Origin of the sequence: Pseudomonas sp. A25(2017), assembly GCF_002001065.1 — a bacterium.
Taxonomy (GTDB): domain Bacteria; phylum Pseudomonadota; class Gammaproteobacteria; order Pseudomonadales; family Pseudomonadaceae; genus Aquipseudomonas; species Aquipseudomonas kilonensis.
The window spans coordinates 253,031-277,971 of record NZ_MUOA01000044.1 but is presented as its reverse complement, the minus strand read 5'-3'; the positions used below and the strand labels follow the sequence as shown (position 1 = coordinate 277,971).

Annotated in this window: 20 protein-coding genes; 16 read left to right on the top strand and 4 right to left on the bottom strand. The window is 61.9% G+C overall.

Translation table 11 applies throughout. The features are described from left to right. Nucleotides 1-195: 195 nt before the first annotated feature. From gap to B0E42_RS06385, 7 genes are all read left to right on the top strand, one after another. A complete protein-coding gene (gene gap, locus B0E42_RS06415; protein WP_003198523.1) occupies nt 196-1,197 on the top strand; it encodes a type I glyceraldehyde-3-phosphate dehydrogenase in 1,002 nt (333 codons plus the stop codon). Nucleotides 1,198-1,475: 278 nt separating this feature from the next. Next, nucleotides 1,476-1,997: an RNA polymerase sigma factor gene (locus B0E42_RS06410; RefSeq protein ID WP_018611039.1), complete on the top strand. Its 522-nt coding sequence runs from the start codon at nt 1,476-1,478 to the stop codon at nt 1,995-1,997. 98 nt (nt 1,998-2,095) lie between these two features. Beyond that, a complete protein-coding gene (locus B0E42_RS06405; RefSeq protein WP_077506018.1) occupies nt 2,096-3,058 on the top strand; it encodes a FecR domain-containing protein in 963 nt (320 codons plus the stop codon). A gap of 119 nt (nt 3,059-3,177) precedes the next feature. Continuing rightward, nucleotides 3,178-5,772, top strand: coding sequence for a TonB-dependent receptor (locus B0E42_RS06400; protein ID WP_077506016.1), 2,595 nt, complete (start codon nt 3,178-3,180; stop codon nt 5,770-5,772). Between the two features lie 169 nt (nt 5,773-5,941). Next, nucleotides 5,942-6,532 carry a biliverdin-producing heme oxygenase gene (locus B0E42_RS06395; protein WP_053178351.1) on the top strand — a complete coding sequence of 197 codons (591 nt, stop codon included), beginning with the start codon at nt 5,942-5,944 and terminating at the stop codon, nt 6,530-6,532. Nucleotides 6,533-6,665: 133 nt separating this feature from the next. Next, complete coding sequence (locus B0E42_RS06390) at nt 6,666-7,106, top strand: YbaN family protein (RefSeq protein WP_077506014.1); 441 nt, start codon at nt 6,666-6,668, stop codon at nt 7,104-7,106. A 34-nt stretch (nt 7,107-7,140) separates the two neighbouring features. Next, the gene (locus B0E42_RS06385) at nt 7,141-8,487 is read left to right on the top strand and encodes a CoA transferase (RefSeq protein WP_077506012.1); all 1,347 of its coding nucleotides are present in this window, start codon (nt 7,141-7,143) and stop codon (nt 8,485-8,487) included. Between the two features lie 176 nt (nt 8,488-8,663). Here the strand turns inward: B0E42_RS06385 and arcD (B0E42_RS06380) are convergent, their stop codons facing one another. Next, nucleotides 8,664-10,091 (bottom strand): arginine-ornithine antiporter, encoded by a 1,428-nt coding sequence (arcD, locus tag B0E42_RS06380; protein ID WP_077506010.1) that lies wholly within the window; start codon nt 10,089-10,091, stop codon nt 8,664-8,666. A gap of 397 nt (nt 10,092-10,488) precedes the next feature. Here arcD (B0E42_RS06380) and arcD (B0E42_RS06375) point away from each other — a divergent pair, with 397 nt between their 5' ends. From arcD (B0E42_RS06375) to B0E42_RS31025, 6 genes are all read left to right on the top strand, one after another. Next, nucleotides 10,489-11,916 (top strand): arginine-ornithine antiporter, encoded by a 1,428-nt coding sequence (arcD, locus tag B0E42_RS06375; protein ID WP_024619174.1) that lies wholly within the window; start codon nt 10,489-10,491, stop codon nt 11,914-11,916. Nucleotides 11,917-11,947: 31 nt separating this feature from the next. Further along, entirely contained in the window at nt 11,948-13,204 is a 1,257-nt protein-coding gene (gene arcA / locus B0E42_RS06370; protein WP_018610729.1) for an arginine deiminase, read from the top strand. 84 nt (nt 13,205-13,288) lie between these two features. Continuing rightward, entirely contained in the window at nt 13,289-14,299 is a 1,011-nt protein-coding gene (locus B0E42_RS06365) for an ornithine carbamoyltransferase (RefSeq protein WP_014336901.1), read from the top strand. 278 nt (nt 14,300-14,577) lie between these two features. Then, on the top strand, nt 14,578-15,507 hold the full coding sequence (gene arcC / locus B0E42_RS06360) for a carbamate kinase (protein WP_014336900.1): 930 nt from the start codon (nt 14,578-14,580) through the stop codon (nt 15,505-15,507). Nucleotides 15,508-15,572: 65 nt separating this feature from the next. Further along, a complete protein-coding gene (locus B0E42_RS06355) occupies nt 15,573-15,932 on the top strand; it encodes a DUF5064 family protein (RefSeq protein ID WP_018610734.1) in 360 nt (119 codons plus the stop codon). Nucleotides 15,933-16,228: 296 nt separating this feature from the next. Next, nucleotides 16,229-16,405, top strand: coding sequence for a hypothetical protein (locus B0E42_RS31025; RefSeq protein ID WP_162843733.1), 177 nt, complete (start codon nt 16,229-16,231; stop codon nt 16,403-16,405). 7 nt (nt 16,406-16,412) lie between these two features. On the opposite strand, the gene B0E42_RS06350 is transcribed toward B0E42_RS31025, so the two are convergent. Next, a complete protein-coding gene (locus tag B0E42_RS06350) occupies nt 16,413-17,306 on the bottom strand; it encodes a helix-turn-helix domain-containing protein (protein ID WP_024619171.1) in 894 nt (297 codons plus the stop codon). A 175-nt stretch (nt 17,307-17,481) separates the two neighbouring features. On the opposite strand from B0E42_RS06350, the gene pobA reads away from it, so the two are divergent. Continuing rightward, nucleotides 17,482-18,672: a 4-hydroxybenzoate 3-monooxygenase gene (gene pobA / locus B0E42_RS06345; RefSeq protein WP_053178347.1), complete on the top strand. Its 1,191-nt coding sequence runs from the start codon at nt 17,482-17,484 to the stop codon at nt 18,670-18,672. A 51-nt stretch (nt 18,673-18,723) separates the two neighbouring features. Beyond that, nucleotides 18,724-20,259 carry an MDR family MFS transporter gene (locus B0E42_RS06340; RefSeq protein ID WP_139353101.1) on the top strand — a complete coding sequence of 512 codons (1,536 nt, stop codon included), beginning with the start codon at nt 18,724-18,726 and terminating at the stop codon, nt 20,257-20,259. 157 nt (nt 20,260-20,416) lie between these two features. Here the strand turns inward: B0E42_RS06340 and B0E42_RS06330 are convergent, their stop codons facing one another. Next, the gene (locus tag B0E42_RS06330; protein WP_077506004.1) at nt 20,417-21,766 is read right to left on the bottom strand and encodes an MFS transporter; all 1,350 of its coding nucleotides are present in this window, start codon (nt 21,764-21,766) and stop codon (nt 20,417-20,419) included. Between the two features lie 350 nt (nt 21,767-22,116). Between B0E42_RS06330 and B0E42_RS06325 the strand changes: the two genes are divergently transcribed. After that, nucleotides 22,117-24,294: a hypothetical protein gene (locus B0E42_RS06325; protein WP_024619167.1), complete on the top strand. Its 2,178-nt coding sequence runs from the start codon at nt 22,117-22,119 to the stop codon at nt 24,292-24,294. A 288-nt stretch (nt 24,295-24,582) separates the two neighbouring features. Here B0E42_RS06325 and B0E42_RS06320 read toward each other — a convergent pair whose 3' ends face one another. Beyond that, complete coding sequence (locus B0E42_RS06320; protein ID WP_014336893.1) at nt 24,583-24,888, bottom strand: DUF2288 domain-containing protein; 306 nt, start codon at nt 24,886-24,888, stop codon at nt 24,583-24,585. Nucleotides 24,889-24,941 lie beyond the last annotated feature (53 nt).

Sequence of the window (24,941 nt, the reverse complement as noted above, 5' to 3'; positions counted from 1 at the left end):
TTGTCTATGCTGGTCAAAAGCCCGCTGCACGCTGTGTAAAAGGCGAGGCGACAGACGGTTTCTTGACCATTCGGACCAGTTGATTCAGGTCACTCGTTGTAGATAAAACAAAATATTGCCACTAAAAAGGCTTGTTTTCTATTTTTATGCGAATAATCTTGTAATTCCAACAACAAATCGACGGCGGCGCAGTTAATGACTCTTCGAATCGCAATTAATGGTTTTGGCCGCATCGGCCGCAACGTCCTCCGTGCACTGTATACCCAAGGCTATCGCCGCGACCTGCAGATCGTCGCCATCAACGACCTGGGTGACAGTGCAATCAATGCTCATCTGCTCAAGTTCGACACCGTCCACGGCACGTTCGATGCCGATGTGCAGCACGACCACGAAAGCCTGACGGTCAATGGCGACCGCATCTCGGTCAGCGCCATCCGCAACCCGGCCGAACTGCCTTGGGCGGCTGAAAAAATCGACGTCGTGTTCGAATGCACCGGCCTGTTCACCGATCGCTCCAAGGCCGCCGCGCATATCAGCGCCGGCGCCCGCAAGGTGATCATCTCGGCCCCGGCCAAGGGTGCCGATGCTACCGTCGTGTATGGCGTGAACCACGATATCCTGCGCCAGTCCCACCAGATCATCTCCAACGCTTCGTGCACCACCAACTGCCTGGCCCCGGTGGCCCAGGTGCTGCACCGCGAGCTGGGCATCGAAAGCGGCCTGATGACCACCATCCATGCCTACACCAACGACCAGAACCTGACCGACGTCTACCACAGCGACCCGTACCGCGCCCGTTCGGCCACCCAGAACATGATCCCGAGCAAGACCGGCGCCGCCGAAGCGGTGGGCCTGGTGCTGCCGGAACTGGCCGGCAAGCTGACCGGCATGGCAGTGCGCGTACCGGTGATCAACGTGTCCCTGGTCGACCTCACCGTGCAACTCAAGCGCGAAGCGTCGGCCGAAGAAGTCAACGAACTGCTGCGCCATGCCAGCCAGCATTCGAAGATCCTCGGCTACAACACCCTGCCGCTGGTCTCCAGTGACTTCAACCACAATCCGCTGTCGTCGATCTTCGACGCCAACCACACCAAGGCCAGCGGCAAGCTGCTCAAGGTACTGGCCTGGTATGACAACGAATGGGGCTTCTCCAACCGCATGCTGGATAACTGCCTGGCGTTGTGTAACGCCGAGTAACTGACTGCTGGCCAATGTGGAGCGAGCCTGTAAGAGCAAACCTTGGGAGCAGGCCAGTGGGAGCAAACCTGTGGGAGCAAAGCTTGCTCGCGATAGCGATTTCAAAGCCAGCACAGGTGCTGCATATGACGATGTCATCGCGAGCAAGCTTTGCTCCCACAGGTTCGCTCCCCACAGGTTTGCGCTCCTCACATGGGCTCGGCGTGATGAAATGAAGGCTTGACCTGCCGAGTAGATGATAAGCATTATCATCTACTCGAACCGGATCGGGCCCTACCGTGAGTCAATCGCGCTTTCATCTCGTCTTCCTCGCCCAGCGCACGCCGCTGCTGCGCACCCTCGAGCGCATGGTCAGCAACCCCAGTACCGCCGAAGACCTGCTTCAGGAAACCTACCTGCGCGTCACCCGCGCTTTGGGCGAACGCACGGTCGAACACCTCGAGCCCTTTGTTTTCCAGACCGCCCGCAACCTGGCGCTGGACCATCTGCGTGCCCGGCGCATCCAGTCGCGGACCTTGCTCGATGACGTACCGCCGGAGGTCGTCCACAACGTCGTCGCCCCCCAGAGCAGTGCCGAGGACGCCGCCCATGCCCAACAACTGCTTGAGCGCCTGAACGTCAGCCTCCAGGCCCTGAGTTCGCGACAGCAGCAGATCTTCATTCTCAGCCGCCTGCATGGCCACAGTTACCAGCAAATCGCCGAACGCCTGGGCGTGTCCCTGAGCACCGTGCAAAAGGAACTGAAACTGATCATGGCGATCTGTGTGGGTGTGGCTGAACGTAGCCACGGCGAGCAGTGACCCGCCTCACGCTTCAGGCCATAAGCTGCGTACACGCTTGCCACTTGCTGCGTACAGCTTGTAGCTTGAGCCCGTGCCGCTAATACCGAGAACCCACTGTGACGGACAATCACCGCTCTGCCGAGCCCACTGCGACGCAGGAAACCACCCATGCCATGGAGCAGGCGCTGGACTGGCTGATCCGGCTGGACAACCCCAGCGAGGAACAGACGCGGCAGTTCGACGCCTGGCTGGCAGCCGATCCACGCCACGGCGAGGCGTTCGCCCGGGCCCAGGCGATCTGGAACGGCCCGCAGGTGATGGAAAGTGCCCGCCAACTTGCAGCCGCGCCCAAGGTCACCGCGCTGTCGCGCCTGCGCGCCCACTGGAAACCCCTGGCCACCGCCGCCGTGCTGTTTCTCGGCCTGTTCAATTTCAGCGACCTGCCCCTGCGCTTGCAGGCCGACCACCTGACCGTGGTCGGTGAGCGCCAGCGCCTGCAGTTGGAGGACGGCTCCAAAGTCCTGCTCAACACCGACTCGGCCTTCTCCAGCACGTTCAACGAACAACGGCATGTCGCGCGCCTGTACAAGGGCGAGGCATTTTTCGAAGTCCCGGGCAACCGTAACCTGCCGCTGGAAATCGATGCCGGCCCGGTCACGGCCAGCGTCAGCGACACCACATTCGCCGTGCGTTACCTCGACGGCGTGGCGCAAGTCCAGGTGCAGCGCGGCGACGTGGACCTGCGGGCCACCCGCAACGACGCCCATGTGCGGCTGTCGGCCGGCGAAAGCATCCGCATCGGCCCCAACGGCTTCGACCGCCCGGCCCGGCTCGAGGCCAACACGGACCTGGCCTGGGTCCAGGGTCGGCTGGTGTTCGAAAACCGGCCACTGAGCCAGGTACTGGCCGAGCTGCGACGCTATTACCCCGGCTGGATCATCAACAGTAACGAACAATTGGCCAACGTCGCTGTGACTGGCAATTACCGCCTCGACCAGCCGCTGGACGTGGTCCGTTCGCTGGCCCATATCACCTCGGCGCGGCTTCAGGAGTTCCCGGCGCTGGTGATCCTGAACTAAATGAGAATTATTTTTACTCGATAGGCTTCGCTGATTCGTCTCGTTATAGCCAATGCAATTGATTCGCATCCAGCGATGTGAATCTGCACCTATAACAGATGCGACACGGAGCGCTATCGATGTCCTCTCGCCTTACTTGCCGGTTTCTTGCCCCCTCTTGCACGCTGTCACTGCTCACCGCCGCCCTTCTGATGGCCGGCACCGCGCCGCTCGCCCTGGCCGCCACCACCGTGCAACCCGCTGCACGCAACATGGGCGACTACACCTTTGCCATCGCCCGGCAGCCACTGGTCTCGGCGCTGAATGCATTCACCGTGGTCACCGGCTGGCAGGTCGGGATGCCCGCGGAACTGGCCGCAGGCGTCGCCTCGCCAGGGGTGAATGGCTCGCTGTCACCTGAAAAAGCCCTGGAGCGCCTGTTGGTGGGGACCAACCTGAGCTACCGCAAGCTGGGCGACAACAGCATCGTCCTGGAAAAACGCAGCGCCGGCAGCGCGCTGGAGTTGCAACAGGTGACCATCAGCGCCACCCGCCAGGAACAGGACATCACCAGCGTACCGAGCACGGTCACGGTCCACGACCGCCAGGAACTGGATCGCAACAACGTCAATACCCTCAAGGACCTGGTGCGCTATGAGCCGGGCGTATCGGTGGGCGGCGCGGGCCAGCGCGGCGGTATCAGCGGCTACAACATCCGCGGCATCGACGGCAACCGGATCCTGACCCAGGTCGACGGTGTGGAAATTCCCGGCGGCTTCTTCAACGGGCCTTACGCCAAGACCCAGCGCAACTACGTCGACCCGGAAATCATCAAGCGCGTGGAAATCCTCCGCGGTCCGGCCTCGGTGCTGTACGGCAGCAATGCCATTGGCGGTGCCGTCAGCTACTTCACTCTGGATCCGGACGACATCATCAAGCCGGGCGAGGACGTTGGCGCCCGCCTGAAGACCGGCTACAGCTCCGCCGATGAGAGCTGGCTCAAGTCCGCCACCGTCGCCGGTCGCAGCGGGCAGTTCGACGGCCTGTTGCACTACAGCCAACGCGACGGTCATGAAACCGAATCCTACGGCAGCCACAACGGCACCGGCCTGGACCGCACCGCGGCCAACCCGGAAGACGTGCGCGCCAACAACGTGCTGGCCAAGCTCGGCTGGAACTACAGCGATGACGCACGCCTTGGCCTGGTCTACGAGAAATACAAGGACGACCGCGACACCGACCTGAAAAGCGCCTATGGCGGCCCCTACTCCAACGGCCAGCCGGCGATCCCGAACTTTGTGCTGCCCGGCGGCATGTACCAGTGGCGCACCGGCAACGACACCATCACCCGCGAGCGTTTCGGCCTGGAGCACAGTTTCGCCCTCGACAGCCTGCTGGCCGATCACGTCAAGTGGAGCCTGAATCACCAGGTCGCCAAGACCGATGAGAGCACCGCCGAGTTCTACTTCCCCATCACCCGCCAGGTCCTGCGCACCCGGGAGACCCTCTACGAAGAGAAACAGTGGGTCTTCGACGCGCAACTGGACAAGGCCTTCAGGGTCGCCGACACCGATCACGCCCTGACCTACGGCACCACCCTCAAGCAACAGAAAGTCACCGGCTCGCGCAGCGGCAATGGCGTGTGCCTGGCGGTCGGCGTGGGTTGCTCCGCAGTGGGTGCCATCAGTACCCGGGACGTCCTGGAAAAGGTCAGTGACTTCCCGGACCCGACCATCAACACCTACAGCCTGTTCGCCCAGGACCAGATCAGTTGGGACCGCTGGACCTTCACGCCAGGCCTGCGCTACGACTACACCCGGCTCAAGCCGCACCTGACCGAGGAGTTCCTCAACACCGTAGACCCTACCGGCGGCGGTACAGTCAGCGACAAGAACAAGACCTGGCATCGCGTCTCACCGAAGTTCGGCCTGACCTATGCCTTGAGCGATGAGTACACCGGGTACGGCCAGTACGCCGAAGGTTTCCGCACACCGACCGCCAAGGCCCTGTACGGTCGTTTCGACAACCCCGACGTCGGCTACAGCGTAGAACCCAACCCCGATCTGGAGCCGGAAAAAAGCAAGAGCTACGAGACCGGCCTGCGCGGCCGTTTCGATTCCGGCTCGTTCGACGTGGCGGTGTTCTACAACAAGTACCGCGATTTCATCAACGAGGACGCCATCACCCCCGGCGCCGACCAGTTGACCTTCCAGAGCAACAACATCAAGCACGCCACCATCAAGGGCGCCGAGGCCAGGGGACGCCTGGAGCTGGAGGTGTTTGGCGCACCGAAGGGCTTGTACACCCAAGGCTCGGTGGCCTACGCGTACGGTCGTAACGACGACACTGGCGAACCGCTCAACAGCGTCAACCCGCTGACCGGCGTATTCGGCCTGGGCTACGACCAGGACCGCTACGGCACCTTGCTCAGTTGGACCCTGGTCAAGAAAAAGGACCGCGTCGACGACAGCAACTTCAACTCGCCCGATGGCGTGAGCAGCCAGTTCAAGACGCCAGGCTTCGGCATCCTCGACCTGAGCGGTTTCTACAAGGTGACCGACGACGTCACCGTCAGCGGCGGCCTCTACAACCTCACCGACAAGCAGTACTGGCTCTGGGATGACGTGCGCGGCTACGACAGCGTCGGCGAGGCGGCGGTGCTGAGCCCCGCCAACCTCGATCGCCTGACGGCGCCCGGGCGTAACTTCGCGGTGAACCTGATCTGGGATATCTGACTCGGTTGCCCAGGCCAAACAAATACCCGTGACGAGGAGAGTCATGTGGGAGCAAGGCTTGCCCGCGATGAAGGCGATGCGGTCTTTCAGAGATCGAGGCGCCTGTTTCGCGAGCAAGCTTTGCTCCCACAGCCCCTTGCCACACTGTTCCAACTCGAAGGAATTGTTCATGACCACACAACGCCCCACTTCTCGCTCCCAACGCCTGAACCAGATCACCCACGAGCCCCACAGCCGGCTCGACGCGCTGGTCAAGGCCCACGCCCCGTTCGAAACCCCGGCCAGCTTCGCCCGTTTCGTCGTTGCCCAGTACCTGTTCCAGTCGGAACTGGTGGCGCTGTACAACGACGCCGAACTGTCCGCCCTGATCCCCGACCTTCCGGCCCGATGCAGGGCGGAAGCGGCCAAGGCGGACCTTGCCGACCTGGACACCGAAGTCCCTGCGCCAGTGGCCGGTGCGGTGAAGAACCCGACCCAGGCCGAAGCCCTGGGCTGGCTGTTCGTCTCCGAGGGCTCCAAGCTCGGCGCCGCGTTCCTGATCAAGCGCGCCGTGGGCCTGGGGTTGAGCGAAACCTTCGGCGCCCGGCACCTGGCAGAACCTGCCGGTGGGCGCGCCGAAGGTTGGAAATCCTTCACCCGCACCCTCGACGGCCTGGCCTTTACCGAACAGCAGGAAGCCGAGGCGGACAAAGGCGCGCTGGATGCCTTCAACCGCTTTACGGTGCTGTTGGAACAGGCCTATGCGGCCGAGTTGGCCTGATTCACACCACCGTCCCTGTGGGAGCGGGCTTGCTCGCGAAGGCGGTGTGTCAGCCAACATAATCGTTAACTGATACACCGCCTTCGCGAGCAAGCCCGCTCCCACAGAGATTGTGCATGACTGAAAAACACTGATGAACCGCCCCTCGAAAATCACCCAACTGCTCTTCGCCCTGCTCGCCTACACCAGCCTGGCCATCGGCTTGATCGCCATCGTCGTGCCCGGCCTGCCGACCACCGAGTTCATCCTGTTGGCCGCCTGGGCCGCTACCCGCAGTTCGCCGCGCCTGAGCGCCTGGCTGGAGAACCATCGCCTGTTCGGGCCGATGCTGCACAACTGGCGCAACGGCAAGGTCATCCCGCGCCGGGCCAAGGTCGCTGCCACCACCAGCATGCTGCTCTGCGCAGGCTTGATGCTGGTGCTGCTCGACCACGCGTGGCCGGTTTACCTCGCGCTCGCCGGCATGGGCCTGGGCAACCTGTGGATCTGGTCGCGCCCGGAACAGACACAGGGCTCTTGTGGCGAGGGAGCTTGCTCCCGCTGGGCCGCAAAGCGGCCCCCAACGGATTTTTGAACTATGATCGCCCTCTCGTACTGGAGGGCTTTCGATGTCAGATCTGCTCACGTCCATGCAAACCGAACTCGGCTTGCCCACGACCCCAATCACCTTCACCGGCGACGGCGCGCTGCCCTCGGCATTCGCCGTCACGGCGCTGGCCAGCGCCAGCATCGCCGCAGCCGGCCAAGCCACCGCCGAGCTCATCCATCAGCAAACCGGCCGCCTGCCACCCGTCGAAGTCGACCAGCGCCTGGCGTCGTTCTGGTTCTCCACCTCCCTGCGCCCTATCGGCTGGAGCGTTCCACCGATGTGGGACCCGGTGGCCGGCGACTACGCCAGCGCCGACGGCTGGATTCGCCTGCACACCAACGCACCGCATCATCGCCTTGCGGCGGAAAAAGTCCTCGGCACCTGCACCGACCGCGCTGACATGGCGGCCAGGGTGGCCCGATGGAACAAGGCCGAGCTGGAGCAGGCCGTGGTCGACGCCGGCGGGTGCGCCGCCGAGATGCGTTCGTGGCAGGCCTGGCAAACCCACCCCCAAGGCCTGGCAGTCAATGCCGAGCCGCTGGTGCACCTGAGTGAAACGCCTGGAGAGCAGCGCAAACCCTGGCTCGGCTCCGTGACCCAGCCACTGGCGGGCCTCAAGGTGCTGGACCTGACCCGCGTGCTGGCCGGCCCCGTCGCCAGCCGCTTCCTCGCTGGCCTGGGGGCCGAGGTGCTGCGCATCGACCCGCCGACCTGGAACGAACCCGGCGTGGTGCCGGAAGTCACCCTGGGCAAACGCTGCGCCCGCCTCGACTTGCATCGAGCCGATGATCGCGCGGTATTCGAGGCACTGCTCAAGGACACCGACATCCTCTTGCACGGCTACCGTGCCGACGCCCTGGAGCATCTGGGCTACGGCACCGAGCAGCGTCGGCAGATGGCCCCGGGCCTGATCGACGTCAGCCTCAATGCCTACGGCTGGAGCGGCCCGTGGCAGAACCGGCGCGGCTTCGACAGCCTGGTGCAGATGAGCAGCGGCATTGCCGAAGCCGGCATGGGCTGGAAACACACCGACAAGCCGACACCGCTGCCGGTGCAAGCGCTGGATCACGGCACCGGCTATCTGCTGGCGGCCAGCGCCCTGGTGCTATTGTCCCGACGCCTGGCAAGCGGTCACGGCGGCTCGGCACGCATGTCACTGGCACGCACGGCGAAGCTGTTGATCGAACGTGGCGCTGGGGACTCGCCCCCATTGCGGGCCGAAGCCGAGGATGATCAGGGCCTGGTGGTCGAACAGACCCCGTGGGGACCGGCCCATCGCCTGCAGGTGCCCGTGAAAATCACCGGGACGCCACTGCAATGGAGCTTGCCGGCGGCGGAACTGGGCGCGCATCGGGCACGGTGGTGATGGCCCATGCCTGTGTGTCGACGACAGTTCATTGTGGCGAGGGGATTTATGTGGGAGCAAGGCTTGCCCGCGATGGCATCGCCTCGGTCTATCAGCTACACCGAGGTGTTTGCATCGCGGGCAAGCCTTGCTCCCACAGACCCCCTTCAACTCCCCCAAAAAAGGTGACCTTCGCCTCACAACGCCAAAAACCCACTGTACAACCCATACGCCGCGACGCCCGCCCCTGACATCACGCAAGCAAAAATCCCCTTTTCCACGTGGGTGAACAAGGGCTGTCCCTGTTCCCGCTTGGCCTGGGCAAACAGGATCACCCCGGGTGCATACAACAGCGCCGACAACAGCAGGTATTTCACGCCACCGGCATACAGCAGCCACACCGCGTAGCACAGTGCGACGCCACCGATGCACAGGTCTTTCATGCGCTGGGCCGAGCCCTGTTCGTAGGTTTCCCCCCGGGCGCAAAGCAGCACCGCATAGGCCGCCGACCACAGGTACGGCACCAGGATCATCGACGAGGCGAGGTAGATCAGGCTGGTGTAGGTGCCTGCGGAAAACAGAGTGATCAGCAAAAACAGTTGGATCATGCCATTGGTCAACCACAGCGCGTTGACCGGCGCATGGTTGGCATTTTCCTTGGTCAGGAACGCCGGCATGGTCTTGTCCCGGGCGGTGGCGTAGAGGATTTCAGCGCACAACAGCGCCCAGGACAGCAAGGCTCCCAACAGTGAAACCGCCAACCCCAGGCTGATCAGCAACGCGCCCCAAGGCCCGACAATGTGCTCCAGGACGCCGGCCAGGGATGGGTTCTGCAACTGCGCCAGTTCCGGCTGGCTCATGACCCCCAGGGACAACACATTCACCAGCACCAGCAGCGCCAATACCCCGAGAAAGCCGATCACCGTCGCACGCCCTACGTCCGCACGTCTTTCTGCCCGTGCCGAATAGACGCTGGCGCCTTCGATGCCGATGAACACGAACACCGTCACCAGCATCATGTGCCGCACCTGGTCCATCACACTGCCCAGGTCCGGACTCATCGCGCCCCAGATATCGCGGGTGAAAATCTCGGCCTTGAAGGCCACGGCGGCCATGACCACGAACATCAACAGCGGCACGACCTTGGCCACGGTGGTCACCAGGTTGATGAACGCCGCCTCCTTGATCCCGCGCAACACCAGGAAATGCACCGCCCACAGCAACAACGACGCACAGCCGATGGCCACCGGCGTGTTGCCTTGGCCGAACACCGGAAAGAAGTAGCCCAAGGTGCTGAACAGCAGCACGAAGTAACCGACATTGCCCATCCAGGCGCTGATCCAGTAGCCCCAGGCAGACGAGAAACCCATGTAGTCACCAAACCCGGCCTTGGCATAGGCGTACACGCCCGAGTCCAATTCCGGCTTGCGATTGGCCAGGGTCTGGAACACGAAGGCCAGGGTCAGCATGCCGACGGCGGTGATGGCCCAGCCGATCAGCACCGCACCAACATCGGCCCGAGCCGCCATGTTTTGCGGCAGGGAAAAAATCCCGCCACCGATCATTGACCCCACCACCAGCGCGATCAGTGCGCCCAGTGGCAACTTTTCAATCGGCTGCGGCATTTTTGCTCACTATTAAATTAAGTAAATAAAGCGACATAACGTTTTTGAATAACGTCACCCATACAAAGTCCAAAGCCTTATGACTCGGCCATTCTCCAATGGCCCTAATTAAAAAGACCATGCCTCCCCTATTATTATTGTCACGAACGCAGCCTACAAAATAGTTGCGACCCAACGGAAATCAACTAGCGTGAATAGTCCTGCGGCAAGAAAACCTTCACAAACCCTTTGCCAAAGGCCCTGAAGCGGGCCTTTCGAGCAACTTCAAGACGCCAACGGACGGTGTTAACTCCTTCATTAACAATGGAATGTTGTCATGCACTGATCCAGATCAGATATTCAACTTTCAAATCGACTTAGTCTGTTGACTCTCTTCTCCTGCACTGGAGTCTCGCAAATGTCTGATACCCCCGGAAAACTTCGATTGGGTGCGCTGGTTGCACTGGTGGTCGGCTCAATGATCGGCGGGGGAATCTTTTCCTTGCCACAAAACATGGCGGCCAGTGCCGATGTCGGTGCCGTGCTGATCGGCTGGGCGATTACCGCCGTCGGCATGCTGACCCTGGCCTTTGTGTTCCAGACCCTGGCCAACCGCAAACCCGATCTGGATGGCGGTGTGTATGCCTACGCCAAGGCCGGGTTTGGCGACTACATGGGTTTCTCATCCGCCTGGGGCTACTGGATCAGCGCCTGGCTGGGCAACGTCGGCTACTTCGTATTGTTGTTCAGCACCTTGGGCTACTTTTTCCCGATTTTTGGTGAAGGCAACACCGTAGCTGCGGTGATTGGCGCCTCGGTGTTGTTGTGGGCGGTGCATTGGCTGGTGCTGCGCGGCATCAAGGAAGCCGCGTTCATCAACCTGGTGACCACCGTCGCCAAGGTCGTGCCGCTGGTGCTGTTCGTGTTGATCGCGGTGTTCGCCTTCAAGCTCGAGATCTTCACCCGGGACATCTGGGGCACGATGAACCCGGACCTGGGCAGCGTGATGAACCAGGTGCGCAAGATGATGCTGGTCACCGTGTGGGTGTTCATCGGCATCGAGGGCGCGAGTATTTTTTCCGCCCGCGCCGAGAAACGCAGCGACGTGGGCAAGGCCACCGTCATCGGTTTCATCACCGTGCTGCTGTTCCTGGTACTGGTGAACGTGTTGTCCCTGGGCATCATGACCCAGCCTGAACTGGCGAAGTTGCAGAACCCGTCCATGGCCGCCGTGCTGGAGCATGTCGTGGGGCACTGGGGCGCGGTGCTGATCAGCGTCGGCCTGATCATCTCGCTGCTCGGCGCCCTGCTGTCCTGGGTATTGCTGTGCGCCGAGATCATGTTCGCCGCCGCCAAAGACCACACCATGCCCGAGTTCCTGCGCCGGGAGAACGCCAACCACGTACCGGCCAACGCCCTGTGGCTGACCAACGCGATGGTCCAGGTGTTTCTGGTCATCACCCTGTTTTCGGCCAGCACTTACCTGTCACTGATCTACCTCGCCACCTCGATGATCCTGGTGCCGTACCTGTGGTCGGCGGCCTACGCAGTGTTGCTGGCGGTGCGCGGCGAGACCTACGAAGGCTTCGCGGCCGAGCGCCGCAAGGACCTGGCCATCGGCGCCATCGCCCTGATCTATGCGGTGTGGCTGCTGTATGCCGGCGGGATCAAGTACCTGCTGCTCTCCGCCCTGCTCTATGCCCCCGGCGCGATCCTGTTCGCCAAGGCCAAGCGCGAGCTGGGCAAACCGATTTTCACCGCTGTCGAGAAGCTGATTTTCGCCGCAGTGGTCGCAGGCGCCCTGGTGGCGGCCTATGGGCTCTACGACGGCTTCCTGACCTTGTAGTTGGCTGATTGTTCTAACGGGAGGATTTGTAATGACCACGGAAAAAGTGAAATACGGCGTTCATTCCGAAGCCGGTAAATTACGTAAAGTCATGGTGTGTTCCCCAGGCCTGGCCCACCAGCGGCTGACCCCGAACAACTGCGACGAGCTGCTGTTCGACGATGTGATCTGGGTCAACCAGGCCAAGCGCGATCATTTCGACTTCGTCACCAAGATGCGCGAGCGTGACATCGACGTACTGGAAATGCACAACCTGCTGACCGACATCGTCGCCATCCCCGAAGCCCTGGACTGGATCCTGCAGCGCAAGATCACCGCCAACTCGGTGGGCCTGGGCCTGGTGAATGAAGTCGGTTCGTGGCTGCGCAGCCTGGAGCCGCGCCATATCGCCGAATTCCTGATCGGCGGCGTCTCGGCCGACGACCTGCCGGACAGCTTCGGTGGCAAGACCATCCAGATGTTCCGCGACTTCCTCGGGCATTCCAGTTTCATCCTGCCGCCGCTGCCCAACACCCAGTTCACCCGCGACACCACCTGCTGGATCTACGGCGGCGTGACCCTGAACCCGATGTATTGGCCGGCGCGCCGCCAGGAAACCCTGCTGGCCAGCGCCATCTACAAATTCCACCCCGAGTTCACCCAGGCTGACTTCCAGATCTGGTACGGCGACCCGGACCAGGATCACGGCAACGCCACCCTCGAAGGCGGCGACGTGATGCCCATTGGCAACGGCGTGGTGCTGATCGGCATGGGCGAACGTTCGTCCCGCCAGGCCATCGGCCAACTGGCGCTGAACCTGTTCAAGAACAAAGCCGTGGAGCGGGTGATTGTCGCCGGCTTGCCGAAATCCCGCGCCGCCATGCACTTGGACACCGTGTTCAGCTTCTGCGACCGCGACCTGGTCACGATTTTCCCGGAAGTGGTGAGCCAGATCGTCGCCTTCTCCCTGCGCCCTGACGAAAGCAAGCCCGGCGGCATCGACGTTCGCCGCGAGGACAGCAGCTTCCTCGACACCGTGGCCGCGGCCCTCAAGCTGTCGACACTGCGGGTGGTGGAAACCGGCGGCAACAGCTTCGCCGCCGAGCGCGAGCAATGGGACGACGGCAACAACGTGGTGGCCGTGGAACCGGGCGTGGTGATCGGCTACGACCGCAACACCTACACCAACACCCTGCTGCGCAAGGCCGGTGTGGAAGTCATCACCATCAGCGCCAGTGAACTGGGCCGGGGCCGGGGCGGTGGTCACTGCATGACCTGCCCGATCATCCGCGACCCGATCGATTACTAACCTTTGAGCCTGGGCCGGCACCGCTCTGCATCCCACGGCAGAGACCGGCCCCGGGGATAACCTACACCTGAGGAGATCCACATCATGGCGTTCAACATGCGCAACCGCAGCCTGCTGAGTCTGATGCACCACACCAACCGCGAGCTGCACTTTTTGCTGGACCTGTCCCGCGACCTCAAGCGTGCCAAGTACACCGGCACCGAACAGCCGCACCTCAAGGGCAAGAACATCGCGCTGATTTTCGAGAAGACCTCGACCCGCACCCGCTGCGCCTTCGAAGTCGCGGCCCATGACCAGGGGGCCCACGTCACCTACATCGACCCGGTGTCGTCGCAGATCGGGCACAAGGAAAGCATGAAAGACACCGCCCGGGTCCTGGGGCGGATGTTCGACGCCATCGAATACCGAGGCTTCGAACAGGAGATCGTCGAGGAACTGGCCAAGTTCGCCGGGGTGCCGGTGTTCAACGGCCTGACCGCCGAATTCCACCCCACCCAAATGATCGCCGACACCCTGACCATGCGCGAACACAGCGACAAGCCGCTGCATGACATCAGCTACGCCTACCTGGGCGATGCCCGCTACAACATGGGCAATTCGCTGCTGATGATCGGCGCCAAACTGGGCATGGACGTGCGCATCGGCGCGCCGAAAGCCTTGTGGCCGCATCAGGACTTCATCGACCAGTGCCAGGCCTTCGCCGCCGAAAGTGGCGCGCGCCTCACCATCACCGAAGACCCGAAGGAAGCCGTCAAGGGCGTGGACTTCATCCACACCGATATCTGGGTGTCCATGGGCGAGCCGGTGGAAGCCTGGGATGAGCGCATCGAGCAGTTGCTGCCGTACCAGGTCAACGCGCAGATGATGAAAGCCTCGGGCAACCCACGGGTGAAGTTCATGCACTGCCTGCCGGCGTTCCATAACAGCGAAACCAAGGTCGGCAAGGACATCGCCGCCCGTTATCCGAACCTGGCCAATGGCGTGGAAGTGACCGAAGAGGTCTTCGAATCGCCGGCCAACATCGCCTTCGAGCAAGCGGAAAACCGCATGCACACCATCAAGGCGATCCTGGTGTCGGCGTTGGCGGATATCTAGGACCTCGGAGCAGAACTGTGGGAGCAAGGTCTGTGGGAGCAAGACCTGTGAGAGCAAGACCTGTGGGAGCAAGACCTGTGAGAGCTGACCTGTGGGAGCAAGGCTTGCCCGCGATGGCATCGCCTCGATCCATCAGCTACACCGAGGTGCCTGCATCGCGGGCAAGCCTTGCTCCCACAGATCAGCTCCCACAGGTCAGCTCTCACAGGTCTTGCTCCCACAGGCAAGCTTCCACAAGGGAACAGCATTGTTCGTTCCATTTTTGAAAGGACAGCACCATGCGTATCGTCGTTGCCCTGGGCGGTAACGCCCTCCTGCGTCGGGGTGAACCCATGACCGCAGACAATCAACGCATCAACATCCGCACCGCGACCGAACAGATCGCGAAAATCCACCCAGGCAATCAACTGGTGATCGCCCACGGCAACGGCCCGCAGGTCGGCCTGCTGTCGTTGCAGGCGGCGGCCTACACCTCGGTCACGCCGTATCCGCTGGACGTGCTCGGCGCCGAAACCGAAGGCATGATCGGCTACATCATCGAACAGGAACTGGGCAATCTGCTGGACTTCGAAGTCCCCTTCGCCACGCTGCTGACCCAGGTTGAAGTGGACGCCAACGACCCGGCCTTCCAAAAACCCACCAAGCCCATTGGCCCGGTCTACAGCCAGGAAGAGGCGCAGAAACTGGCCGCCGAAAAAGGCTGGGCCATCGCCCCGGACGGCGACAAGTTCCGTCGCGTGGTCGCAAGCCCCAGGCCCAAGCGCATCTTTGAAATCCGCCCGATCAAATGGCTGCTGGAAAAGGGCAGCATCGTGATCTGCGCCGGCGGTGGCGGCATTCCGACGATGTACGACGCCGACGGCAAGCTGCAAGGCGTGGAAGCGGTGATCGACAAGGACCTGTGCTCGGCGCTGCTGGCCGAACAGCTGGAAAGCGATCTGCTGGTGATCGCCACCGACGTCAACGCCGCGTTCATCGACTTCGGCAAGCCGACCCAGAAAGCCATTGCCCAGGCCCACCCCGACGACATGGAAAAGCTCGGCTTCGCCGCCGGTTCCATGGGGCCGAAGGTCCAGGCCGCCTGCGAATTCGCGCGCAACACTGGCAAGGTCGCGGTGATCGGTTCACTCTCGGACATCGACGCGATCGTCCAGGGCAAGGCCGGCACCCGCATCAGCACGGCGACACCCGGCATTACTTATCGATAACAGGAAACTTGCAGGGCAGATCCAGGGTCTGCCCTACTCCCCATGCCTTCTAAGGAGAGTTGCTTATGGCCATGTTCGAACCCGGACACCTGCACATGGAGCGCCATGCGCTGAACAAGGACGATTTCAGCTACAACCTGTGCATCGACTACAAGGTCGATCAGGACGGCAAGGAGGGCACGGGCATGTCGTTCCGGGTGCATGGCACCATCGAGGACAAGACCCTGGACGAGACGTTCTTCCTGGCCAAGGACCAGGCCTTCGACTTCGCCCGCCATGCCACGCGCATCGCCCAGAAATACGGCTTGCCCAAGACCGCCAGCATCGGCTCGATGCACAAGTACTACGACGAAATGTTCGAAGACGTGCGCAAGCAACTGGACGTCAAGCCAGGCGATCCGATGAAGCCGGAGCACCTGGAATAACCCGGTTAAAAGCCCACCCCTATACCCTGTGGGAGCAAGACCTGTGGGAGCAAGGCTTGCCCGCGATGCAGGCACCTCGGTGTAGCTGATGGATCGAGGCGATGCCATCGCGGGCAAGCCTTGCTCCCACCGATCAGCTCCCACAGGCCTTGCTCCCACAGGTCTGCTCCCACCAACAGGGGAATATCAGTGTTCTGAATATCGGGTTACACACAAAGCCTGCCAGGCTGGCAACTCGCCACGGCTGACCTATTCTGAAAGTAGTACCCCCGGGTATTCGTTCAGAGGTCACCGCCATGAACATTAAAACAAGAAGACGCCTCGCCATTTTTGTCACCTGCGCCGCCACGCTAGCGCTGTATGGCACTGCGGCCTATCGGGTCGAGCAGGCCCGGCAACTGCCCCGTGAATACGCCAGTTGCAACTTCGAACGGTGCATCCCCCACAGTGCGACCCTGAACGCCCTGCGCTGAGGCGTGGTCAGTCGTCCTGTTGATCGGTCTTGAGCCGGTCCCGGAACGCCTTGGGCGAGATGCCGACGCGCCGGCGGAACAGCCGGGTGAAGTTGGTCGGGTCGGAAAACCCGAGCATTTCGGAAATCTCGTAGATGGTCATGCCGGTGTAGGTCAGCAGGCGCTTGGCTTCCAGCAACTGGCGCTCATGCATGATCTGCAACGCCGGTTGCCCCGCCAGTTCCCGACAGGTGCCGTTGAGGTGCGACACGGAAATACCCAGGCGATGGGCCAGGTCTTCGACCTTGACGTGCTCGCGATAGGTTTCTTCCACCAACTGAATGAACCCGTTGAGGTATTCCCGAGCCCGTTGCGGGCGCTGGGCCTGGGTGTGGCGCTGCATCACCTGGCGACTGACCCAGACCATGATCACGCTGACCAGCGCATGCATCAGCATTTCCCGCGCCGGTTGATGCCCCACGTACTCATTCTGCAGGGCGCTGAACAGGCTGTTGAGGTACTCGGCATTCTCCAGGGCGGGGTAGCTTTCGGCCTGGGCCAGGACGTTGACCGAATGCCCCAGTTGCGCTTGCAGGTGCGTGACCAGCGGCGCCGCCAGGGTCACCACATAACCTTCCACATCCTCGGAAAAACGAAAGCCATGGACCGACAGCGGCGGCAGGATCTGCACGGCCGGTTCGGTGAGTTGCGTGCGCCGGCCCTCGATTTCCAGTTCCGCCTGGCCCTTGAAGACAAACAACAGCTGGCACAGATCGGCATGCCGATGGGGTTTGATTTCCCATTGATGCTCGCGGCTGCGCTTGGAGATGGTCTCGCAGTGCAACAGGTCCGGCGTCGGCCATTCCTGGCTCTCACCGTAGAGCTTGAACACCGGGATCGAAGGCAGGTCAGGTTTTTTCATAACGTGGATCCGGGCCTGGGGTTGCGGGCGATAATCGCACCAATTGGCGAAAAGAACAGGTATCAGCTCAGTTTTCCCCTTCAATTGACAGCTCCGCAAGCGAAAAATGTAGGCACTCGATTTCTAATAATCAACACCGACCCTGGTCGCGTGCTTCGTGCGAGTCATAAGAACAATGAAAACCCTCAAGACCCAAGTCGCTATTATCGGTGCCGGCCCCTCTGGCTTGCTGCTCGGCCAGTTACTGCACAACGCCGGGATCGACACTGTCATCCTCGAACGCCAGACCCCGGAATACGTCCTGAGCCGCATCCGCGCCGGTGTGCTGGAGCAAGGCATGGTCGAACTGCTGCGCCAGGCCGGCGTTGGCCAGCGCATGGACGCCGAAGGCCTGCCCCATGACGGTTTTGAACTGGTGCTCAACGATCGGCGGGTGCACATCGACCTCAAGGGCCTGACCGGTGGTAAAAATGTCATGGTCTACGGCCAGACCGAGGTGACCCGTGACTTGATGGCCGCCCGCGAAGCCGCCGGCGCCCGGACCCTGTACCTGGCCAGCAATGCTCAACCCCACGACATGCAAACCGAAAACCCTTTCGTGACCTTCGAGCATGAAGGGGAAACCTGGCGCCTGGACTGCGACTACATTGCCGGTTGCGACGGTTTCCACGGTGTGGCGCGACAGTCCATTCCTGCGGAAAAACTCAAGGTCTTCGAACGGGTCTACCCGTTTGGCTGGCTCGGCGTGCTGGCCGACACCCCGCCGGTCCACGAAGAACTGGTCTACGCGCGCCACGCACGCGGTTTTGCCTTGTGCAGCATGCGCTCCAAGACCCGCACCCGTTATTACCTGCAAGTGCCCGCCGAGGAACAAGTGGCCGACTGGCCGGACGAGCGCTTCTGGGATGAACTGAAAAACCGCCTGCCCGCCGACCTGGCCGAAGCCCTGGTGACCGGCCCGTCCATCGAGAAAAGCATCGCCCCGCTGCGCAGCTTCGTGGTCGAGCCGATGCAGTATGGGCGGATGTTCCTGGTGGGCGATGCGGCGCACATCGTCCCGCCCACCGGCGCCAAGGGGCTGAACCTGGCGGCCAGCGATGTCAGCACGCTGTTCAACATCCTGCTCAAGGTCTATCGCGACGGCCGTGTGGATCTGCTGGAGAAGTATTCGGCCATCTGCCTGCGGCGCGTCTGGAAAGCCGAACGGTTCTCCTGGTGGATGACCTCGATGCTGCACCGCTTCGACGACGATGCCTTCAACCAGCGCATCAGCGAAGCCGAGCTGGAATATTTCCTCGACTCCGAAGCCGGCCGAAAAACCATTGCGGAAAATTACGTCGGGCTTCCTTACGAGGCTATCGAATAGCCGCCTATCGACTTAAACTGCGGGCGTCATCCCATTCGCCTCTTCGGCGCAATGCCTGCAGGTTCTGCCGTGACTCAGTTCAATACGCTCCAAGCCCCAAAACCGGCCATCCGCAGCGTGCTGGTGGCCCTGATGCTGGCGATTTTCCTCGGTGCGCTGGACCAGACCATCGTCGCCGTCTCGATGCCGGCCATTTCCGCACAATTCGCCGACGTCAGCCTGCTGGCCTGGGTGATTGCCGGCTACATGGTCGCCATGACCGTGGCGGTGCCGATCTACGGCAAGCTCGGTGACCTCTACGGTCGCCGGCCGCTGATGCTGTTCGGCATGGGCCTGTTCACCCTGGCCTCGCTGTTCTGTGGCCTGGCCCAAAACATGGAGCAACTGGTGCTGGCGCGGATTTTCCAGGGCATCGGCGCTGGCGGGATGATTTCGGTGAGCCAGGCGATCATCGGCGACATCATCGCGCCCCGCGAACGTGGCCGCTACCAGGGCTATTTCAGCAGCATGTACGCGGTGGCCAGCGTGGCCGGGCCGGTGCTCGGCGGCTACATGACCGAGTACCTGTCGTGGCGCTGGGTGTTCTGGATCAACCTGCCGCTGGGCCTGGTGGCCTGGTGGGTGGCTCGACGCAGCCTGGTCGGGCTGCCGGTGCCGCAACGCACGCCGATCATCGATTACCTGGGCACCGTGTTGCTGATCATCGGCCTGACGGCGCTGCTGCTGGGGATTACCCAGGTCGGCCAGGGTCATGCCTGGCACAGCCGTGAAGTGCTGGGATTGCTGGGTTGCGCAGGCGCGGCGCTGGGGGTGTTCGCCTGGCACGAGCGCCGGGCGCGGGAGCCGTTGTTGCCGATGCACCTGTTCGCCAACCGCGATGCGGTGCTGTGTTGGTGCACGGTGTTCTTCACCAGCTTCCAGGCGATTTCCCTGACGGTGCTGGTGCCGTTGCGCTTCCAGAGCGTGACCGGCGCGGGCGCCGACAGTGCGGCGTTGCACTTGCTGCCGCTGGCGATAGGACTGCCGATCGGCGCGTATTGCGCCGGACGCCGGACCTCGGTCACGGGGCGCTACAAGCCGATGATCCTGAGCGGCGCCCTGCTCTTCCCGTTCGCTATCCTCGGCATGGCTTTCACCCCGCCCGCCGCGCTCTGGCTGAGCAGCCTGTTCATGCTGCTCAGCGGCATCGCCTCCGGCATGCAGTTTCCCACTTCGCTGGTGGGCGCGCAGAACGCCGTACACCAACAGGACATCGGCGTCGCCACCAGCACCACCAACCTGTTCCGCTCCCTTGGCGGCGCGGTGGGTGTGGCACTGATATCAGCGTTGCTGCTGGCCTTGCTGCAAGATTCAAGCTTCGCCCAGCTCGCCAGTTCGTCGCTGATCGGTGAAGGGCATTCCGGCAACGTCTTGCTGGACGGCCTGAACGCCGCCCCAGGCGAGGCGCAGAACGCCTTGCGCCAGGCATTGCAGGCGACGTTCCGGCATTTGCTGGTGATCAGCGCGGCGGTGTCGCTGTTGGGATTGGCGGCCGCGGTGACGATGCCCAATCGCCTGTTGCGTGGGCGGGATGAGAAGGCTCGGTAGCACATGATCGTTCCCACGCTCTGCGTGGGCATGCAGCCCGGGACGCTCCGCGTCCCTGCAGAGCCGAACGCAGAGCGTCCGTTGAGGCGTTCCCACGCAGAGCGTGGGAACGATCAATCGCCTTCATCGCGGGCAAGCCTTGCTCCCACAGATGCTGTCAAGCCGTCGCCACAACACCTTCGGGCACCACCACCGCGCTCATCCCGTCCTTCATGCGCTTGGCATCGCGCACAAAACAACGTGACGCCAGGAACAGGAACACCATGGTCAGGAACAGCGCCACCGGGATCAGGTACATCGCATCATGCAGGCCGATGGCCTTGAACGCTTCGGTCATCTGGTCGACCCCGGCCGCGGCCATGGCCGTGCGGGCGAAGTAGTCGGACAAAGCGCCCACCACCACCGGGCCCAATCCGCCACCGAGCAAGTACAGGCCGGCGAAGAACAGCGCCATCGCCGTGGCCCGCAGGCGCGGCTCGACCACGTCCTGGATCGCCGTGTACACGCAGGTATAAAAGGTATAGGCGAACAACCAGCCGACACTGAACACCGCGACGAACACACCGATTTCAATTCGCCCGGCATGCAATGCCCAGGCAGTGGTGAGCGTCGAGATCACCAGGCTGAACGCGGCGAACAGCAAGCGACCGCTGGGCACGCGCTGGTGAATCTTGTCGGCGATCCAGCCGCCAAGGGTCAAGCCGAACAACCCGGTCACGCCCACCATGATCCCGGTCGCCACGGCCGCCTCGTGCAACGGCATCAGGAAATAGCGTTGCAGCATCGGCACCAGGAATGAGTTGCAGGCATAGGTGGCGAAGTTGAAGCACAGCCCGGCCAACACAAGCCACAGGAAGGTGGGGATCGCCAACACTCGACGGATCGGCCGGTCGATCTTTTCCTGGGACACCTGCACGGTTTCCGCCGCGCCGCGCTTGGGCTCCTTGATGAAGAACATGAACACCGCCAGCACCAGGCCTGGCACAGCCGCGATAAAGAACGGCGCGCGCCAGCTGTCGAAGGCCTTGACCATCGCGCCGATGGTGAAGAACGCCAGCAGCAAGCCAATCGGCAGGCCCAGCATGAAAATGCCCATGGCCCGCGCCCGGCGATGGGCCGGGAACAGATCGCCGATCAGTGAGTTGGCCGCTGGCGCATAACTCGCCTCACCGATCCCCACGCCCATACGCACCACCAGGAACGCCCAGAAACTGCCCACCAGGCCGTTGACCGCCGTCAGCGCGCTCCAGGTCGCCAGGCCCCAGCCCATCAACTTGCCGCGCGAACCGGTATCGGCCATGCGTCCCAATGGCAACCCGGCAATGGCGTAGACGAGGGTGAAAGCGGTGCCGATGATGCCGATCTGGAAGTCGCTGAGGCTCCACTCCATGCGAATCGGCTCGATGATGATCGCCGGGATCGTGCGGTCGAAGAAGTTGAACAGGTTGGCCAGGAACAACAGGAACAGAATGCGCCAGGCATTCGCCGCTTGGGTCGAGTTCTGCATGGGTCCGTCTCTTTTATTGTTATGGAGCATTAGCGGAATCTGCAATCTAGACAGCGGCGCGCAGGCTGTCTCCAATCATTCGCAAGGCTGATACCCACCCATGGCGAGCGGCACGTTTCTTGATAACGGTCAATTTCCTGCAACAATTGCCATCATTTCGCCCATTCTTGATTAAAGATCGTCTCCCGGTGGCCGATTCAACCTATCAGGAAAGAATCTCTCGAGCGGCCCCCAGGCTATAGCCCTGGACGCTCGGGCCGACCTTCGCGCCATCCAGGACGCGAGCTCCCATCCGCGATGGTTCGATGACAGCGCTCGTCGAGCCAACCAGTTCAGGCATATGGCGCACAATGACTTCCAAAAAAACAGCCACTGCGGTATCCGATCTGACCCTGAGCCCGGCCGCCAATGGCCCTGAAGCCTCGAAACCATCGAGCAGCTCGCGTCCCCTGTCGACTCAGCAGTATCTGTATTTCACCGAAACCAACACCGACCGGATCCTCGACAACCTCGATGGCCTGCGCGACGCGGTGTTCCCGCGCCCGCCCCATCTGGTAGAGGACGAGAGCGACCGCGCCCAGCAGGAGTTCCCGTCGGTGTGCCTGATCGGCCTGGGTCGCTGCGGCTCCAACATCGCCCTGGACGTGGCGGAGCTGGTGTACAACGCCCGCAAGTTCTACCTCAACGAATTCAACGCCGAAGACAAGGCCTACAGCGACAAGGGCTACAGCCCCGCGCAGTGGATCCGCAACAACCTGCGCCTGGGCAACAGCAAGGCCAGCAAGCCGGTGTTCCTGGTGGAACCGCTGGTGATGCTCGGCGACCTGGACAAGGACATCGCCGGGCGCATCCGTTTCTCGCGCAAGGGCGAGAAGAGCGGCTTTTTGCGCGACTACAGCAAAATGAAGATCATGGACCTGTCGGAAGTCCATGCCGGTGGCGCCGGTAACGCGCCGATCCTGGGCCAGTACCTGGCCAAGATCATCCTGAACAAGGACACCCAGCGGTTCTCCAGCCCCGACTGGAAAATGATCCACTCGTACCTGATCGACAGCTGCGGCATCAAGGCCAACCAGTCGCGCCTGTACTTCTCGATCTTCAGTGCCGGCGGCGGTACCGGTTCGGGCATGGCCTCGGAATTCGGCCTGGCCCAGCAGTACTCGTACATGAACAAGACGTTCGACACCAAGCCGATGGACGAACACGACAGCAAGAGCGGTCACTCCTTCGTCTTCGAACCGATTTTCACCAGCGGCATCTGTGTGCTGCCGAACATTTCCGACCACCGCAGTGAAATGTCCGAGGCGTTGCACATCAACGCCGGACGCCTGCTGTGCAAGTACCTGTCGGAAGAATGGGATTTCTCGTACAACTTCGCCAACGAAGACAGCAGCGAAGCCAGCGTCATGGGCCGTATCCGCCCGTGGAACGCGATGATGCTGATCTCCAACGACATCATGCGCTACGCCGAAGAAAGCGATGACGGCAACATCCAGAACATTGATGTCAATGCCATGGAGAAGCACGCCAACCAGTACATCTCCCAGCAGATCTTCAACATCCTGACGGCCCAGGCGGTCACCACCGACTACGACCAGAACTACTTCCGCCGTGCCGGCATCGACATTGGCGAAACCATTCGCCTGGACGCCAACGACCTGTTCATGAGCCTGGCCGGCCCGGTGGCAATTGCCTACGCCGAGTCCGTCGTCCCGGAAACCCCGGCGCCGAGCGGCGACAAGTTCAAGGTGTTCGAGAAAGAACCGCCGCGCCTGAACATCGACGACCTGTTCTTCCGCTCCATCGACCTGCCGCACTTCAACAAGGTCACCCAGGCCATCGAAGGCATCAGCCTGTTGCCGATCGAATCCAAGCGCTACCGGGCGTCGCTGGAGCAGTACAAGAATTCCGGCTACGACGCCGCCGCCCTGCATGACCTGCACTTCTTCAAGAACTGCTCGTCGGTGGTGTCCATCGTTTCCTTGCCCAAGGACTACAAGCTGTCCTACATGGACCTGAACCGGCTCAAGACCCACCTCAACAGCCTGTTCCCCAACACCACCCTCAAGCGCTACGCGTTGGTGATCGGCGCGTCGGCCAACCTGTCGCTCACCACGCTGATCGCCAAGAGCCCGTGCCTGTCGGATGATTTCCTGACCCTGATCGTGGCCTTCATCAAACGCTGCTTCGCCCGCACCCCGTACCGCTTCGACGACACCCTGGACAACTCGATCCTGGACTTCATCATCAATGAAGACTTCGACGAAGAACGTATCGACGACCTGCTCAACGAATTCGAAAACCCGGCGAAGATCCTCGACACCAACTGGTACGCGATCAAGCCGATGTACGAGAAGAAGTATCGCGAGCTGATCAACGACAAGGACAAGTTCGTCTCGATCAACGACATCCGCCTGTCCCGCGACTGCGTGAAGAAATCCATCAAGTACCTGCGTGAGATCTACCGTCACCGCATTGGCAAGACCAAGGTTATTTCTCTTAATAACCATACTGGCAAGAGTTACTGAGGCTGGCTTTAAGACCCTGTCGCCCCAAATCGCGAGCAGGCTCGCTCCCACAATGGGCCTGCGTTCACAAAGCCCCTGTGGGAGCGAGCCTGCTCGCGAAGGCGGCCTATGCAACACCTCGAAACAACATCCAGAAACAATTGAGCAGCCCAAAGGCTGCTCCATAAACTGTTCCCGTTACGTATACGTCACCCTCCCCTGTGGCGTTTCGCCACGGCAGGACGCCATCACGCTACTCACCTACACACTTTCAGCGGACAAAAAACCTGAACCAACTTGGTGCATCGATCAGTTCGACGCCCTTTCCTGGATCATAATCCAGGGCGAAACCACCACCGCCCAAAGCGGCGGATCGCGCTCCAGAAAATCCAGCGCCCGCGTTTCAGACAGCTTGGCAAGCTGGTCGGCAGCCAGCCAGGCGGCGACTTTGGTACCTTCGTCCTGGGCGACGGCCTCGGCGGCGGCGATCAAATCCAGTGCCGGATCGACCCACAATAGGGCACCCTTGGCAAAGAACGGCTCCAGCTCTTTCCAGGTGATGGATGCGGTTTCACCAAGCAGTTTGGCATAGAGGGTGCTAGGTTCTTGATTCATGGGACCTGTCCGGAAAAGAAATCGGCGCGAATGATAACGTCGGTGGTCTGGCA